This is a genomic window from Dokdonella aquatica (genome assembly GCF_051987395.1).
Classification (GTDB): domain Bacteria; phylum Pseudomonadota; class Gammaproteobacteria; order Xanthomonadales; family Rhodanobacteraceae; genus Dokdonella.
This window is the reverse complement of record NZ_CP197094.1, coordinates 1904509-1921001: the sequence shown is the minus strand read 5'-3', so window position 1 is coordinate 1921001 and position 16493 is coordinate 1904509. Positions and strand designations below refer to the sequence as shown.

The window sequence follows — 16493 nt, the reverse complement described above, 5'->3', positions numbered from 1 at the left end:
TCAGTCGGATGCGGCGTCACGTAACGAGCGCACGATGCGCAACGTGCGCACGAGCATCGCGATCACGTACGCAGCGGGCACAAGCACGATCCACGGCCACCCTGCGCCGAGTGCGATCCGCGACGACGCATCGACCAGAAACGCGAGCGACACGACGACGAGCCCGACCAGCAGGTTCGTCCAGTAGATGGGGGTCTCCGTCGGCAGCAGGCGATCGCCGTCGAGATTCGCCCAGCCTCCGGGCAGGTCGTCGTCGATCGTCACGAACGTCCCGATGATCGGCCATGCCAGGAACGTGGCGGCCACGGCCCAGGCGGGAGCGATGTCGACGAACGCGCTCAGAAGCGCCGACGCGCTGCCTGCTGCACCGATGTAGAGCAGGCTCCTGGTCCACGACGGCATCGCATACGCGTGAGGCGCTGCCTGCTTCGAGTCGCCGCGGTGCCGCGTCATCGACATCAGCGCTGGACCTTCCGCACGAAACTGTCCGGCACGCGCCGGAGGCGCTGCGTGGCGAAGGCGATCAGCGCCTCACGGTCCGGCACGATGCCTTGCGCGAGCTGCTGCACGTAGGGGATCAGCCACTCGCCCTGCGCGAACACGAAGTGCGGGCGCCAGTGCTCGCGCAACGCTTATTCGGCCGTGAACACGTTGCCCGCGGAACAATGCCCGGAGCCTTCCGCGAAGCCGACCGGGCGCTCGACACCGTCGAAGCACAGCGAGATCTCGTACGGCCATGGCACGGCCGGGTCCGCGCCGGGCTTCGTACCTGCGGCGAGGATGTGGAAGCGGGGTGGATCCATGTCGACCATCTCCTGGTCTCGCGGAATCTGGCTCGCCACCTCGCGCCGCCTGGCCGCGATGTGGACGCTACGTGAATTGGCTGGGCGTCGCCACCAGCCCCCCGACCAGCCGTACCAGAATGGCCGCCTCGACCACGAGGGCGATCGCGAGTGACCAGACCGGCGCGAACGTGATCGCGGGGTTGCTGCGCCATGCCACCGGCACCGTGTACCGCGTGAAGACGAAGGCCGCATACGCGATACCGAGCGAGAACAGGCCCGGTGTCCAGCTGACGTTGCCACCGCTCATGCCCCAAAGGACGACATGGAGGGCAAACGCCAGCATGGCCAGGGCGCCGAGCATCAGCGACGCTCCGTGAAACGCGAGCACACCGGCACGGGCACGGTCGACGAACAACGCCCCGACGGACGACAGGATCACAAGGCCCGCGACGGGCAGCGACACCATGGTCATACCGATCATGCCTTCGGGCTGCTGGATCGACGGCTTCAGGTGCAGAACCAGCAGCAGCAACCCGTGAGCCAACAGCACGAAACCCGCAATCGCGAGGTTGGCGTAGAGAAAAACCCGCGGTGACGCGGCATCGAGCTTCGCGAGCATGGCTTCGAAGAAGCGCTTCATGCGCATTTCCGGGATCGCGGCATCGTCATGCCGCCCGCCGTGCACTCGGCGTCCGCTTCAACGATGACCACGCCTGCACGAGCCCCGCGAGATGCAGCATGCCGATCACGAAACAAATCGCCGAACTCCACAACCAGAACGCCTCGCTGTTGTCGGGAATGCGCGCCTTGAGCGGCACGAACGCGATGCCGCGCAGCAGATACACCATCGTGATCGCGACGAGCGCCGTGCGCAGCAGCGGCAACCTCCGGATCAGGCCGGCACCCGACCATGCGAACGCCGCCCACGCGGCGAGCACGAGTGCGACAAACGACGTGACGATCGCGGGATAGGCATCACCGTTCGCGGCCATGCGCGCCATGCCCTCGCCTGCACCGAGCGCGCGATACCACGCCGGCCCGCCGACGATGCAGGCGATGTGCAGCGCCGAGGCGAGCGCGGAGCACAGGCCGGCCCAGAAGAGCAGCGAGCGATGCAGCGCGTGCTTTCCGGAAAGAGGATCGGGGCTTCGCGCATGCTGGCCCGGCACCACGTTGCGTGCACCCTTCTCCATGGCTCAGCGCTTTCTCAGTACGCCGACCAGGGCGAGGCCTACGATGGCGATGCCCGACGTGAACAGCACGAGCCCCAGGATATCGGATTCGTCCATGACGAGGACGATGCCGCCCATCGCCGCCATGGCGATGCCGCAGATCGGCTGGATCCATCGCTGCATGCGATAGAAACCCGCGTTGCGGGCCGCCACGATCTGCGTGCGCGCCAACTGTTCCGCGAGTTCCCGATGCTCCTCGGAGCATGAGAGGCCGTTGGTGACCGTAACCGCGCACGCACGGCAGACGCCGCGCGCGCAGACCTTGCACAACCCAACCGCCGATTGACCGGCATGGTCGAAGCATTCCATGCGGAGCACCCCTGCATCCCTTGATGAGTCGCAAGCATGCTTGCCGGCGATAGGCGAGGCAAGTCGTCTCGAAGCGCTGATCGTCTGCAGTACGAGGCCACGCGTCGCCAGGCACTCGTCACGTGGTGGCACATGCCCGACGAGACGCTGCGGCCGCCGGCCCTGACGACTCAGCGCGTCTCCCGCAGATGCCTCGCAAAGAACGCGAGGATCCTTCGCTCGTACTCGACCGGCGCGAACGCGTGCAGGTCGACGTGCGCAGCGCCTTCGACACGCCAGAGCGCCTTGGGTTCGTGTGCGACGTCGAACAGGCGCTCGGTTGCCGCCCATGGCGTGTGCCGGTCTTCCGCGCCCGATGCGATGAGCACGGGTGCGTGGAGCTGCGCGAGATGATCGATCGGGCGAAGCGCCGAGGGATCGATCCCCGTCCGCAGCGGCAGTTGCCACAGCAGCATGGGAGCGAGAGGCGCGCCGAGGCGGCCGAGCCGCATCGCGAGGCGATCGCGCACGGCGGCGTCGATCGACGCGTACATCGACTCGAGGACGACGGCATCGGGCGGCGGCTGCAGATGGGCGAGCACGGTCGACGCCGCGCCGAGCGAGACGCCGATGACGCCGACACGTTCCGCGGGCGCCTCGCTCCGCAGGAACGCCAGTGCCGCGACGACTCCGGCCGATTCGCGTGCGCCGAAGGTGATGCGCTCGCCGGAGCTCTCTCCATGCGCAGGCAGGTCGATCAGCAAGGTGCCGTATCCGGCCTCGCGCAGGAACCGTGCTCGCGCGAGCATCTGCGTGCGGTCGCTGCGCACGCCGTGCAGGAGCAGCACCACGCCTGCGCCGGACTGCCCCTTCGACCACCAACCTGCGACGGGCGACGCCGACGGCACCGCGATCTCGACGCGCTGCGCTCCGAGGTCACGCGGCGGATCGCCGATCGCGCGCAGCGCGGGGCGACTCAGCAGGTCGCCGACGATCCACGTCGCCAGAATGCCGAGGACGAAGGCGAGCGCGACCACGATCGTCACCCGCCGACGTGTCGATCGTCGATGCACGGGGATCACGGGCCGATCACGGGGATCGGCTCGTGGCATGCCGATGGCTTGATGGCACTGGATCGATTTCGCTGGAGCGCGTGGATGTCGTCGCGCACATGCCGCGCGCCCCTCCTCGGGCTGCACGACCTTCTGCACCAGGCCTCGAGGCGTCGTCCGGCATCACGGTAACGATGCGTCCGTCGACAACACGACGTCCCCGCCAGCCCGAACGTCGCGTCCAAGCCGGAAGACCCGCTCTGCCACGATCACGCCGTCGCAGGTCAGGACCGCCCTGTGCCCGCCACGCGACGGATTCACGACGAAGCTTTCCCGGAATGCGGCCGAGACCGGACGCTCGTTCGCATCCACACGCCGGCCGACAGCGGCGACGCTCACCACGCACGTCGCATGCGAGGGTGCGGCGCCGACGACCCGGACGGGCGCATCCAAGGGGCCCAGGTGCACGCAACCCGAGAGCGCGGCGATCAAGCCGGTAATACGCAAGGCGTTGCCTGTCGGAGACGGCCGTTCTTCCGCGCGCTTGCATCGCACGTCAGGCACGACTCGCCACATCCACCACCGTGACGGCCTCATGACGCAACGGCCCCGGGTATGCGCATCTCGGGGTAGCTCATGCCGAAGGCGCTCGTCGCTCAGTCCGGCCACGAGCCGCCCGGATTCGGGCCCAAGCGGTGGATCGCCAAACCCGTGCTCCTCGGGGAATGCCATGGTGCCTCCGTGCCCAAGCGGTACGGGGACATCATCATGTTCCGGGGCTCCATGGCAACGGCATCATGCCGTCGGTGCATGGTCAACCGGAAAGTCACTGGGCCCCGGCCTGCGCCGGGGCGACAAGCGGAGAAGCATCTATTCGTGAGCGTTCCCAGCATGCATCCATGCATCACGGCGACGCACGCGACGCTTGAACGGCTCGCCGCTACTTCAACGCCGCCTCCGCGACCACCCATGTTGCCGGGCGCGTGTCGCCCGTGAACATCATGCAGAGGTCGTGGCGACCGGCCGTCATGGTGAGCGGTACGTCGAGGTCGAGGATGCCGGACGGTCCCGCGTCGGCGGGAAGATCCGCCTTGCCGATGACGTCGCCTTCACAGCCGGCGCGGACCTCGAACTCGCCGTGCGTGCTCTTTGCGGCAACGAACTTGCGGTGCGGCTCGTCGTGCCAGAGCTGGAACGCGTACGGGACACGCACCGCGCGCACGTGCAGTGTGGTGATGCCATCGAGTTCGGCATCGGCGTAGCGCCAGCACGGGTTGAAGATGTCGATCGTGAAGACGCCACGCGTGCCGTCGATCGTGGTGTCGTCCTCGAGGCGCAGCGGCAGGCCGGGCTTGCACGGCGGCAGCTCGTGGTTGGCACGGCGGCGCAGCGAAGTCGTGTCGAGGGCTTGCACGAGCGTGTGGCCGAACGGCTCGCCGGCGAGGAACGTGCGTGCATGCAGCGTGCTGCCGTCGGCGACCTTCGCGTCGATCGGTGCGCCGTACTGCGGCGACGCCGCGGTCGGCTCGCTGCCGTCGAGCGTGTAGCGGATCTCGCCCTGTTCGACCTGGTTGGCGAGCGTGACGGTCGCCTTGCCGGCGGCGAGTTCGCTGCGCACGCTGGCGCGCGCGTCGAAGGCGACCGTCGAGGCGTCGATGCCGAGTACGCGGTAGCGCTCGAACTGCGCGGGCAGGCGCGCGAGGAAGTTCGACCAGTCGCGGCGCGCGACCGGCGACCACGTCACTTCGGCGAGCGCGGCGGCGCGCGGGAAGAACGAGCGCTCGACGCGCTGCGCGGTGCGCAGGTGCTCGGTCCACAGGTTGGCCTGTGCACCGAGGATGTGCTTCGCCTGCTCGGGCGTCAGCTCGGTGGGCACGGGTTCGTAGTCGTAGACGGTGCGCAGCGGGTTCGCCTTGGGGCGGCCCGGCGTGTCCTCGGGCGAGTCGCTCTGCAGGTAGTCGAAGTAGAGGCGATCGTGCGGCGCCATGACCACGTCGTTGCCGTGGCGCGCGGCGGCGATGCCGCCTTCGGTGCCGCGCCACGACATCACGGTGGCGGTCGCGGGCAGCCCGCCTTCGAGAATCTCGTCCCAGCCGATGAGCTTGCGGCCCTTCGCGGCGAGGAACGTCTCCATGCGCGTGATGAACCAGCTCTGCAGGCCGGCTTCGTCGGCGATGCCGAGTTCCTTCATGCGCGCCTGCACGCGCGGCGAGGCCTTCCACTGGTCCTTGGCGGCCTCGTCGCCGCCGACATGGATGTAGGCGCCCGGGAACAGCTCGATGATCTCGGCGAACACGTCCTCGATGAAGGCCAGCGTCGATTCCTCGACGTTGAACAGCGTCGTGTGGATCCCCCACTCGGCCGACACGGGCTCGGCGACGTCGAGCACGCCGAGTTCCGGGTAGGCGGCGACGGCCGCGCGTGCATGGCCCGGCAGGTCGAACTCGGGGACGATCGTGATGTGGCGCGCGGCGGCGTACGCGACGACGTCGCGGATCTGCGCCTTCGTGTAGAAGCCGCAGTAAGGTTGCGCCGCACCCGTCGCCGGATCGCGGCCGGCGTCGCCGAGCGGGATGCGGCAGCCGCCGACTTCGGTGAGCTTCGGGTATTTCGCGATCTCGATGCGCCAGCCCTGGTCGTCGGTGAGGTGCCAGTGCAGCGTGTTGAACTTGTGCTGCGCCATCGCGTCGAGCAGGCTCTTGATGTCGTCGACCGACTGCATGTGGCGCGCCGAGTCGAGCATGAGGCCACGCCAGCGGAAGCGCGGCGCGTCCTCGATGTGCAGGGCGGGAAGCGCCACGTCGCCGCCGCGGCCGTCGACGAGCAGCTGCCACAGCGTCATCGTGCCGTTGAACAGGCCGTGCGCACTGCGCGCGACCAGCGTCGCACCGTTCGCGTCGATGTCGAGCACATAGCCTTCCTCGGGCTGTGCGAGTGTCGCGTCGAGCTTCAGGCGGATCGCCGGCGTCGCCGCATCGAGGACGCGCTCGGTCACGACGAGCGAGATGCCGCCCGCACGCGTGAGCAGGTCGGTGAAGACGAGCGCGACATCGCGCGCGCCGTCACCGTCGACGGTGACGAGCGTGCCACCGTCGACGACGAAACGGCCCTCGCGTGCCTCGAGGCGCGCAGGGGCCGGAATGATCGAAGGGGTGTGCGCCGCCGTGGCCGTCGAGCCTGCGGATCCGGCAGCAGGCGGTGGCGCGGCGGGATCGGAACAGCCGGCGAGCACGCTCGCGAGCAGGACGGCACAGGCCAGGGCGGTGCGTCGCGCGCGCGACGGCGTGGACATCGTCAGCATCGGACCGGGAATCTCCTTGGGGGATCGCGAAAGGACGCGCGACGACGCCGTGCACGCGGCACGGCGTCGTCGCGGGCGATCAGAAGTTGAAGCGCGCCGTGGCCATGTAGCGGCGACCCGTGCGGTAGACGCCACGCGGCAGCTCCGGCACGTTGGCGTAGTTGTAGTACTCCGAATCGAGCAGGTTCATCGCATCGAGCGAGAGGTTGAAGTTCTCGTTGATCGTGAAGCCGAGCGACGCGTCGAGCGAGGTGTAGGCGCGTGCGTACATGTTGTCGCCACGGTCCACGCTCGTGAAGTACTTCGAGCGCCAGCCGTAGTTGAGGCGCGCCGTCCAGCGGCCCTTCTCGAAGAACGGGCTCAGGTTGACCTGGTCACGCGAGTTGTACGGCAGGCCCGCGCCCGAGGCACCGCTGCCGTCGGCGTAGGTGTAGTTGGCGAGCAGGCCGAAGCCATTATCGAAGGTCTGCTGGTAGGCGAGCGACACGCCCTTAATCTCGGCGCTGCCGGCGTTGTACGGACGGCCGACCTGGTAGGTCGTGTCCATCTGCTGGGCCTGGTTCCAGTGCACCTCGGGACGCGTCGACACCACGATGTAGTCGCTGATGTCGCGGTAGAACAGCGAAGCGGCGAGGATCGCGTTGTTGTCGAAGTACCACTCGGCCGAGACGTCGTAGTTGTTCGAGCGGTACGGATCGAGGTCCGGGTTGCCGCCGCCGCCGTTGAGGATCTGGTCCGACAGCCACAGGTAGCTCGACATGTCCGAGTAGTTCGGGCGCGCGATGACCTTGGCCGCCGCGAAGCGCAGCACGAGCGCGTCGCTGGCGTCATAGGCGAGGTTCACGCTCGGCAGCCAGCTGTCGTAGTTCTTGCCCTGCTGCACGGGTGCGTAACCGTCGACCGCGCACGGACTCTGGCCGGTCGTGCAGATCCAGCTGTGGCTGGTCGAGTCGGTCTTGACGTAGCGCACGCCGAAGTTGCCGCGCAGGTTGTCGGTCGCGAAATCGGCCTGGCCGTAGGCGGCGTGGATCTTCTCGTCGACGCTCCACGTCTCGGCGACGAAGCTCGGATCGATGAACGTGCCCGGCACCGGCATCGTCTGCCACGGCGCGAGCCACGCGCCGCTGGCGATCCAGCGCGCCATCGCAGCGCCGTCGATGATGAAGCGGCCGCGCATCTGGCTGTTCACGCCGTCGAAACCGCTCAGGTAGCTGCCCGGCACCTGGCGCGGATTGAACTCCGCGGCCGATGCGTCGCCGTAGCCGGCGACCGCGGCGACCGCGACGCCCGACATGACCTGCGAGGTCTCGTGGTTGCGGTACTTGTAGCCGAAGCGCAGCTGGGTGATGACCGAGTCGAGGTTCACGCCGAAGTCGATCTGACCGTACTTCTCCTCGTCGGTGGTCGGCTTGGAGACGAGGTTGCCGCCCCAGCCGGTGTTCCACGTCGACGGGCCCGACGGATCGCTGCCCCAACCGCCGTCGATGCGGAACGCATCGGGGTTGTTCATGACGTTGCCGTTGTCGTACGTGATCGAGCCCGGACGACCCGGCGCGCCGCTGATGTCGTAGCTGTAGGCGGCCCAGTTGAGGAATTCACCGAACAGCTGGCGCTTGGTGCCGCCGTCGGCCTTGGTCGTACCGATGTGCGTGGACAGGAACCAGCCGTCGTCCTGCCAGGTGCCCTTGAGGTCGTAGGAATCGGTCTTGACGTCGGATTCGCGGTACTGCACGTCGAGCACGCTGAGCGCGCGCGAGAAGTGGCCGCGCGTGATGAGGCCGTTGTCGACGGTGACATCGTCGAGCCACATCAGCGAGTTCCAGGCATTGCCCATGAACGCGAACATCGACTGGTTGGTGTTGTCGTAGCTCGCGTCGACGCGCAACGCGTTGAACTCGAGGTCAAGCTGCTCGACCGGCTTCCACTGGAACGCGGCCGTGTAGCTGCGGCGCTTGCGCTCCTGCTCGAACCACGAGGCGCCCCACGAGTTGGGGCCGCGTGCGTCGAGGTTGTTGTTGATCGTGTCGGCGCAGGCGCCGGTGCAGCTCGGCGGGTACGGCTCGCCGGTGCCCCAGTTCATCGGCGGGTTGTTGATCGAACCGCCGCCGCCCTGGCCGTCGCGATAGTCGATGCCGGTGACCGTGCCGTAGGCCTCGAGGCCTTCACGGCGGATGTTCTCGGTCGAATCCTGCACCGACAGCGCGATGCCGAAGGTGCTGGCGGGGTTCTTCCACGCGTACATGAGCGAGCCCTGCGGATCGCCCTCCTCCGAGCGGTCGTTGTAGAGCCAGCCGAACGAGCCCGACAGCGTGTGCTGCTCGGTGAAGTCGAGCGGCTTGCGCGTGCTCACGATCACCGTGCCGCCGATGCTGCCTTCGTCGAGGCGCGCCTCGGACGACTTGTAGACCTCGACCTTGCCGACGATCTGCGGTGCGAGCAGCGTGTAGTTGAAGGTGCGGCCGGGCTGATCGAGGATGAACCAGTCCGCCGATGCGACGGCCTGGCCGTTGAGCAGCGTGCGGTTGAGCGCGGGATCGGTGCCGAGGATGCTGATGCGCTCGCCCTGGCCGAACAGGCGGTCGACGGTGACGCCCGGGATGATCGTCATCGCCTCGGCGACGTTCGTGCTCGGGAACTTGCCGACGTCCTCGGCGGTGATCGCGTCGACGACGGCATCGGCCTCGCGCTTGGTATCGAGCGACTGCTTGAGGCTCGCGCGGATGCCGGTGACGACGATCGTGTCGAGTTCCTCCGATGCGGGGGCATCGTTGTCCTGTGCGTGGACGACCTGTACCAGGCCGAGACTGGCCGCGATGCTGATCGCCAGCACGCTCTTGCGGTATTGCGTGTTCATGAGTTCGCCTCCTCCATCCAGTGTCCCGGCGCGCCCGGATCTCCCCCGTCGCCTGCCGGCCCCAATTGCCGAACCTTGATCCACTCCGCGGGATGGCTCCCGCCTTGACGCCTTACCTTTCGTGATCCCGCCCGAGGTGCCACGCGGCCGCACCGAGCACGCCGAGCTGGCCGTGTTCGATGAGCCGCACGGGCACGCGCTCGAGCACGGCGCGCATCGCGCCCTTGTCGAGGAAGCGCTGCCGGAAATCGCTGCGCAGCAGGAACTCGCGGATCTGCGGCAGGATCCCGCCCGCGAGGTAGGCGCCGCCGTGCGCGCCGAGGATCATCACGAGATCGCCGACGACACTGCCGAGCAGGCCGCAGAACACGTTGAGCGCCTGCGCGGCGGCCGAGTCGGCACTGCGCAACGCGGTTTCGCTGATCGCCGCGGGCGCGTCGTGCACGGGCTTCTCGCCGCGCAGCGCGCACAACGAGGCGTAGAGGTTCATGAGGCCGGGGCCCGACACGACCTGCTCGATCGAGACGTGCGAGGCCTTGCGCCGCAGCAGGCGCAGGATCTCGATCTCGAGTTCGGTGGTCGGTGCGAACGCGGCTTGGCCGGATTCGGTTGGCAGCACGATCGTGCGACCGCGGTCGGGGATGCGCACCGCGGCGCCGAGCCCGGTGCCGGGACCGACGACGAGCACCGGTCCGTCGAGCGGTGCCGCGTCGGCGTTCGCGATCGCGATCGTCTCGGTGGCGTCGATCTGCGGCACGCCGTGCGCGATCGCGAGGAAATCGTTGACGAGGGCGATGTCGGGGCCGCCGAGGCGCGTGCGGATGTCGGCCAGCGACACCGGCCATGGCAGGTTGACGTTGATGACGACGCCGTCGAGCGCGTAGCCCGGCAGGCCGATCACGACATGGCGGATGCCACCGCCGACATGGCCGATGAAGTCGGCGAGGATCGCGTCGAGGCCGACATGGTCGGCACAGGCGTATTTGCGGTAGTCGACGACGGCGACGCGGCCGCCCGCCACGCGCTGCACGAGGCCGACGCGCGCGTGGGTACCGCCGACATCGGCGGCGATGAAGCGTTCATGGCTTGCGGCGTCCGCCGTGGCCCTGGCCAGCGCGTCGTGCACGTTCGTTCGACTCCCCGTGGCGCACGGTGCAGCACGGCACCGGCAGGATCAGTGTTGCCCCGTGATGACAACGTTGTCAACGATATTCCGGAAGGCGTCGGAACTTTCGATGCGGCGGTGCGATATCGTGGCTGAATCTGATGTCGAGCGTCTCGGAACGACCTGCGATCGCATGAATTGAATCATGTACTTGTGCCTCTTTTCGCGATCGCATCGAGTTGTTGCGCCGCACGAGTGTCCGATGCGCCATCCGACAGGTCAGTAGCGGACACCCGAAACCTGTGCAAGGATGCATCGGAACGCGCCGTGCGGGCCTTCCTTGTCCTACAGGACATCCCGGAAAGCCGTGCGGACACGCGTCGTCCGACTCGCTGGGGAGGCAGGCATGGGCAGCAACGAAACGGCCGTGGCGCAACGCCACGACGGTTATCTGGCATCGATCGCGATCATCGGCGCCTTGTTCTTCATCTTCGGCTTCGTGACGTGGCTCAACGGGCCGCTCATCACGTTCGTGCAGCTCGCGTTCGACCTCGACGAGATCAACGCCTTCCTCGTGCCGTTCGCGTTCTACCTGTCGTACTTCTTCCTCGCGATCCCGTCGTCTTGGATCCTGCGCGCGACCGGCATGAAGAAGGGCATCGCGCTCGGCCTGCTCGTCATGGCGATCGGTGCGGCCGCGTTCGGCGAGTTCTCGACGCAGCGCTGGTACCCGGGCGCGCTCGGCGGCCTGTTCGTGATCGGTGCGGGACTCGCGGTGCTGCAGACCGCAGCGAATCCCTACATCAGCATCCTCGGGCCGATCGACAGCGCTGCGCAGCGCATCGCGGTCATGGGCATCTGCAACAAGATCGCGGGCATCCTCGCGCCGATCGTGATCGGCGCGCTCGTGCTGCACGGCATCGGCGATCTCGCCGCGCAGGTGCAGGCCGCCGATCCCGCCACGCGCGAGACGCTGCTCGACGCGTTCGCGGCGAAGATCCACCTGCCCTACCTCGCCATGGCCGGCGTGCTCGCGCTGCTCGCGGTCGGTGTGGTGTTCTCGCCGCTGCCCGAGATCGAGGCCAGCCGTGCGAATGCAGGCGCGTCGCACGGCCACGATCGCGCCAGCGTGTTCGCGTATCCGCACCTGCTGCTCGGCGCGCTGTGCATCTTCGTCTACGTCGGCGTCGAGGTGCTCGCGGGCGACGCGATCGGCACCTACGGCAACGGCTTCGGCCTGCCGCTCGACGAGACCAAGTTCTTCACCGCGTTCACGCTCGGCGCGATGCTCGTCGGCTACCTCGTCGGCCTCGTCGCGATCCCGCGCCTGATCTCGCAGGAGGCCTACCTCACGGTCTCGGCGATCCTCGGCATGCTGTTCGCCGCGGCCGCGTACGTGACCCACGGCTACGTCTCGGTCGGCTTCGTCGCCGCGCTCGGCTTCGCCAACGCGATGATGTGGCCGGCGATCTTCCCGCTCGCGATCCGCGGCCTCGGCCGTTTCACCGAGCAGGGCTCGGCGCTGCTGATCATGGGCATCGCGGGCGGCGCACTGATCCCGCAGGCGTTCGCGATCCTCAAGCAGCACATGGACTTCCAGCTCGTGTTCCTGCTCCTCGTTCTGCCGTGCTACGCCTACATCCTGTTCTACGCGCTGCGCGGTCACCGCATCGGCCAGCCCTGAGCGGATCCTTCACACGGCCGCAAAGCCGCACGCTCCATACTCGTACGAACGGCGCGCCGCGCATTCCCAATGCGGCGGCGCACCAGTAGGCTAACGGGCTGCGCCCTCCACGGGCGCCAGTGACGACACGAGGACGCGGTGCGCAGGACCACGATCAAGGATGTCGCCGAGCGGGCCGAGGTTTCCCTCAAGACCGTCTCGCGCGTCATCAACGACGAACCCTCGGTGCAGGAGCAGACGCGCGAGCGCGTGCTGCAGGCGATCGCTGCGCTCGGCTACCAGCCCGACGCCTCGGCGCGCAGCCTGCGCAGCGCGCAGTCGTTCGCGATCGGCGTCGCCTACGACAACCCGAATGCGTACTACGTGATCGGCATCCAGCAAGGCGTGCTCGGCGCGTGTCGCGCGCTCGGCTTCGGCCTGCAGATCCATCCCTGCGACTCCACCTCGCCGACCCTCGCACAGGAACTCGTCGAGCTCGTGCGGCATTCGCGCCTGGCCGGCCTCGTGCTCGCGCCGCCGATGTCCGAGCGCCCCGAGCTGCTGCAGGAACTCACCGACCACGGCGTGCGCTTCGTGCGCATCATCTCGGCCGCGAAGGATCCGCAGGACGGTTATCCCTGCGTGTTCCTCGACGACCGCGACGCGGCCTACGCGATCACCGAACACCTGATCCAGCTCGGCCACCAGCGCATCGGTTTTCTTTGGGGCGGCCGTTCGCACCGCTCGAGTTCGGAGCGCTACCAGGGTTACGAAGACGCGCTGCGCGACTACGGCATCACGCGCGATCCCGCGCTGATCGTCGACGGCGACTACGCCTTCGACGACGGCTTCCGCGGCGCGCGCCGCCTGCTCGCGCTCGAGCAGCCACCGACCGCGATCTTCGGCTCCAACGACGAGATCGCCGCCGGCGTGCTCGCCGCCGCGAAGTCGCGCGGCATGCACGTACCGTACGACCTCTCGATCGCCGGCTTCGAGGACAGCCCGTTCTCGAAGCAGTCGTGGCCTGCGCTGACAACGGCCAAGCAGGCCACCGAGGACATGGCCCGCCACGCGGCCGAACTGCTGATCGGCGAACTGCGCCGCGAAGCGCGCGGCGACACCGAAGCCGCGATCGGCAACCGCGGCTTCAGCCCCGAGCTCGTCGTGCGCGGCTCGACCGCGCCGCCGAAGCCCGCGGCGGGTTGAGCGCGTCGATGCCCATGGCGCAGGGCGGAACCCGCACAGCGGATTCCACCGCAGGGTTCGTCGCCGGACAGCCACGTCGTGATCTGCCACTGATGCGATTGACCCGACTCCAAGCCTGGATTCCATCGCCATGCTGCGTGACACGCAAGGCTTGCCGGCGCGAGCGTGCGCCGACGACTCGGGTCACGGCGGAATCGCCTGCGGCGGTTCCGCCCTACTGAAGATTCTCTTTCGTAGGGTGGAACCCGCGCAGCGGAATCCACCGCAGGGTTCGTCCTCAGGCAGCCACGTCGTGATCTGCCACTGATGCGATCGACCCGACTCCAGGCCTGGATTCCATCGCCATGCTGCGTGACACGCAAGGCTTGCCGGCGCGAGCGCGCGCCGACGACTCGGGTCACGGCGGAATCGCCTGCGGCGGTTCCGCCCTACTGAAGATTCTCTTTCGTAGGGTGGAACCCGCGCAGCGGATTCCACCGATCAACGCAGCGCCACAGCCTCGCGCGCGAGCGCCTCGATCGCGGACCAGTCGGCCGCGGCGACCGCGGCCTTCGGCGTGAGCCACGAGCCGCCGACCGCGGCGACGTTGGGGAGCGCGAGGTAGTCGCGCGCGTTCGCGAGCGCGATGCCGCCGGTCGCACAGAACCGTAGTGTCGGCAGCGGACCGCCGAGCGAGCGCAGCGCCGGCGCGCCGCCGACGTTCTCGGCGGGAAAGAACTTCATGTGCGTGTAGCCGCGCTCGAGCAAGGCCATCGCCTCGCTCGCGGTCGCCGCGCCGGGCAGGTACGGGATCGCATGATCGTCGGCCGCGTCGAGCAGCGTGCGCGTCGCGCCGGGCGACACCGCGAAACGCGCACCCGCGCGCTCGGCGGCAGCGAGCTGCGTCGCATCGAGCACGGTGCCGACGCCGACGACGGCGCCCTCGACCTCGGCCGCGATCGCGCGGATCGCCTCGAGCGCAGCCGGCGTGCGCAACGTCACCTCGATCGCGGGGATGCCGCCCGCGACGAGTGCGCGCGCGAGCGGCACCGCATCGCGTGCGGAGTCGACGACGACGACCGGCACGACCGGCGCGAGCGCGAGTGTCGCGGCGATGGCCTGCTGGCGGGATGCGATGGCGCTCATGCTCGATTCCTCGTCGTCGCGTGCGGCGCGACGTGTGCGATCAGTTGACAGGCCCGAAGATGCCGGCGCCTTCGTCGGCCGTTCCGACGGCGGCGCGGAATGCCGCGAACAGCTCGCGGCCGGTGCCGTGGTGGTAACGCGAGAGATCGGTGGTCGCGGGCTCGCGTGCGGCCCACTCGCCCGCGTCGACGAGCGCCTCGAGTGTGCCCGCGATCGCGTCGAGGCGCACGATGTCGCCGTCGCGCAGGCGCGCGATCGCGCCGCCGCCGACCGCTTCGGGCGTGACGTGGATCGCCGCGGGTACCTTGCCCGACGCACCCGACATGCGGCCGTCGGTGACGAGCGCGACACGGTGGCCGCGGTCCTGCAGCACGCCGAGCGTAGGCGTGAGCTTGTGCAGCTCGGGCATGCCGTTGGCCTGCGGGCCCTGGAAACGTACGACCACGACGACGTCGCGATCGAGCTCGCCTGCATCGAACGCGCCCTTGACCTCGTCCTGGTCGGCGAAGATGCGCGCGGGCGCTTCGATGACGACGCGATCACCCGGCACCGACGACACCTTGATCACGGCCTGGCCGAGGTTGCCGTGCAGCACGCGCAGGCCACCGTCGGCGCGGAACGGATCGGCGACCGGGCGCAGCACGTGGGTGTCGCGGCTCGTCGCGGTGACCGGCACGCGCTCGACGCTGCCGTCGGCACCGAGCACCGGCTCGATGCGATACGCGTCGAGGCCCGCGCCGAACACCGTGTGCACGTCCGCGTGCAGCAGGCCCGCATCGAGCAGCTGCGCGATCACGAAGCCGAGTCCGCCCGCAGCGTGGAAATGGTTCACGTCGGCGGCGCCGTTCGGATACACGCGCGCAAGCAACGGCACCGCCGAGGCGAGCGCGTCGAAATCGTCCCAGCGCAGGTCGATGCCGGCCGCGCGCGCCATCGCGACGAGGTGCAGCAGGTGATTCGTCGAGCCACCGGTGACGTGCAGGCCGATGACGCCGTTGACGACGGCCTTCTCGTCGACGATGCGGCCGAGCGGCAGGTAGTCGTCGCCGAGCGCGGTGAGGCGCGCGACGCGCTGCACGGCCTCGACGGTCAGCGCATCGCGCAGCGGCGTGCCCGGGTTGACGAAGCTCGCGCCCGGCAGATGCAGGCCCATGAGCTCCATGAGCATCTGGTTCGAGTTCGCCGTGCCGTAGAACGTGCACGTGCCCGGCGCGTGGTACGACGCCGCCTCGGCATCGAGCAACTCGGCGCGCGTCGCCTTGCCCTCGGCGTAGCGCTGGCGCACCTCGGCCTTCTGCTTGTTCGGCAGGCCGCTCGGCATCGGTCCGGCCGGCACGAAGATGCCGGGCAGATGGCCGAACGCGAGCGCGCCGATGAGCAGGCCCGGCACGATCTTGTCGCAGACACCGAGGTAAAGCGCGGCGTCGAACATGTCGTGCGAGAGCGCGACGCCGGTCGACAGCGCGATGACGTCACGCGAGAACAGCGACAGCTCCATGCCTGCGCGGCCCTGAGTGACGCCGTCGCACATCGCGGGCACGCCGCCGGCGACCTGCGCGGTCGCGCCGGCCTCGCGCGCGGCGCGACGGATCAGCTCGGGATAGGTCTCGAACGGCTGGTGCGCCGAGAGCATGTCGTTGTACGCGGTGACGATGCCGATGTCGGCGGCGCGGCCTTCGCGCAACGCGGCCTTGTCGGCTGGCCCGCACGCAGCGAAGCCGTGCGCGAGGTTGCCGCACGCCAGGCGCGCGCGCCGCGTGCCGTCGCCGCGCGCACGCGCGATGCGGTCGAGGTAGCGCTCGCGCGCCGCGCGGCTGCGTTCGACGATGCGTCTGGTCACTGCATCGACGGTCGGATTCAACGGCATGGCGGGCTCCTCATG

15 protein-coding genes are annotated in these 16493 nt (G+C 68.8%); 2 read left to right on the top strand and 13 right to left on the bottom strand.

The features are described from left to right. The 11 genes from ACQQ2N_RS08545 to ACQQ2N_RS08495 all read right to left on the bottom strand — a co-directional run bounded on the left by ACQQ2N_RS08545 (position 1) and on the right by ACQQ2N_RS08495 (position 10638). Positions 1–402 carry a hypothetical protein gene (locus ACQQ2N_RS08545; RefSeq protein WP_440225289.1) on the bottom strand — a complete coding sequence of 134 codons (402 nt, stop codon included), beginning with the start codon at positions 400–402 and terminating at the stop codon, positions 1–3. Positions 403–458: 56 nt separating this feature from the next. Next, positions 459–629, bottom strand: a complete 171-nt coding sequence (locus tag ACQQ2N_RS08540) for a hypothetical protein (RefSeq protein WP_440225288.1) — start codon at positions 627–629, stop codon at positions 459–461. A 3-nt stretch (positions 630–632) separates the two neighbouring features. Next, complete coding sequence (locus tag ACQQ2N_RS08535) at positions 633–803, bottom strand: hypothetical protein (protein WP_440225287.1); 171 nt, start codon at positions 801–803, stop codon at positions 633–635. A gap of 67 nt (positions 804–870) precedes the next feature. After that, positions 871–1425 carry a hypothetical protein gene (locus ACQQ2N_RS08530; RefSeq protein WP_440225286.1) on the bottom strand — a complete coding sequence of 185 codons (555 nt, stop codon included), beginning with the start codon at positions 1423–1425 and terminating at the stop codon, positions 871–873. Between the two features lie 25 nt (positions 1426–1450). After that, on the bottom strand, positions 1451–1978 hold the full coding sequence (locus ACQQ2N_RS08525) for a hypothetical protein (RefSeq protein ID WP_440225285.1): 528 nt from the start codon (positions 1976–1978) through the stop codon (positions 1451–1453). Between the two features lie 3 nt (positions 1979–1981). After that, positions 1982–2326 carry a hypothetical protein gene (locus ACQQ2N_RS08520; protein ID WP_440225284.1) on the bottom strand — a complete coding sequence of 115 codons (345 nt, stop codon included), beginning with the start codon at positions 2324–2326 and terminating at the stop codon, positions 1982–1984. A gap of 170 nt (positions 2327–2496) precedes the next feature. Then, positions 2497–3351 (bottom strand): alpha/beta hydrolase, encoded by an 855-nt coding sequence (locus tag ACQQ2N_RS08515; RefSeq protein WP_440225283.1) that lies wholly within the window; start codon positions 3349–3351, stop codon positions 2497–2499. A 189-nt stretch (positions 3352–3540) separates the two neighbouring features. Beyond that, complete coding sequence (locus ACQQ2N_RS08510) at positions 3541–3849, bottom strand: hypothetical protein (protein WP_440225282.1); 309 nt, start codon at positions 3847–3849, stop codon at positions 3541–3543. A gap of 448 nt (positions 3850–4297) precedes the next feature. Next, a complete protein-coding gene (locus ACQQ2N_RS08505; protein ID WP_440225281.1) occupies positions 4298–6658 on the bottom strand; it encodes a family 20 glycosylhydrolase in 2361 nt (786 codons plus the stop codon). Between the two features lie 79 nt (positions 6659–6737). Beyond that, positions 6738–9512: a TonB-dependent receptor gene (locus ACQQ2N_RS08500; protein WP_440225280.1), complete on the bottom strand. Its 2775-nt coding sequence runs from the start codon at positions 9510–9512 to the stop codon at positions 6738–6740. A gap of 112 nt (positions 9513–9624) precedes the next feature. Beyond that, positions 9625–10638: a glucokinase gene (locus ACQQ2N_RS08495; protein WP_440225279.1), complete on the bottom strand. Its 1014-nt coding sequence runs from the start codon at positions 10636–10638 to the stop codon at positions 9625–9627. Positions 10639–11023: 385 nt separating this feature from the next. Here ACQQ2N_RS08495 and ACQQ2N_RS08490 point away from each other — a divergent pair, with 385 nt between their 5' ends. Together ACQQ2N_RS08490 and ACQQ2N_RS08485 are read left to right on the top strand one after the other, a co-directional pair. Beyond that, on the top strand, positions 11024–12301 hold the full coding sequence (locus ACQQ2N_RS08490; RefSeq protein ID WP_440225278.1) for a sugar MFS transporter: 1278 nt from the start codon (positions 11024–11026) through the stop codon (positions 12299–12301). 138 nt (positions 12302–12439) lie between these two features. Further along, on the top strand, positions 12440–13486 hold the full coding sequence (locus ACQQ2N_RS08485; protein ID WP_440225277.1) for a LacI family DNA-binding transcriptional regulator: 1047 nt from the start codon (positions 12440–12442) through the stop codon (positions 13484–13486). Between the two features lie 480 nt (positions 13487–13966). Here the strand turns inward: ACQQ2N_RS08485 and eda are convergent, their stop codons facing one another. Both eda and edd read right to left on the bottom strand, forming a co-directional pair. Further along, on the bottom strand, positions 13967–14611 hold the full coding sequence (eda, locus tag ACQQ2N_RS08480) for a bifunctional 4-hydroxy-2-oxoglutarate aldolase/2-dehydro-3-deoxy-phosphogluconate aldolase (RefSeq protein WP_440225276.1): 645 nt from the start codon (positions 14609–14611) through the stop codon (positions 13967–13969). Between the two features lie 40 nt (positions 14612–14651). Further along, complete coding sequence (gene edd, locus ACQQ2N_RS08475; protein WP_440225275.1) at positions 14652–16478, bottom strand: phosphogluconate dehydratase; 1827 nt, start codon at positions 16476–16478, stop codon at positions 14652–14654. Positions 16479–16493 lie beyond the last annotated feature (15 nt).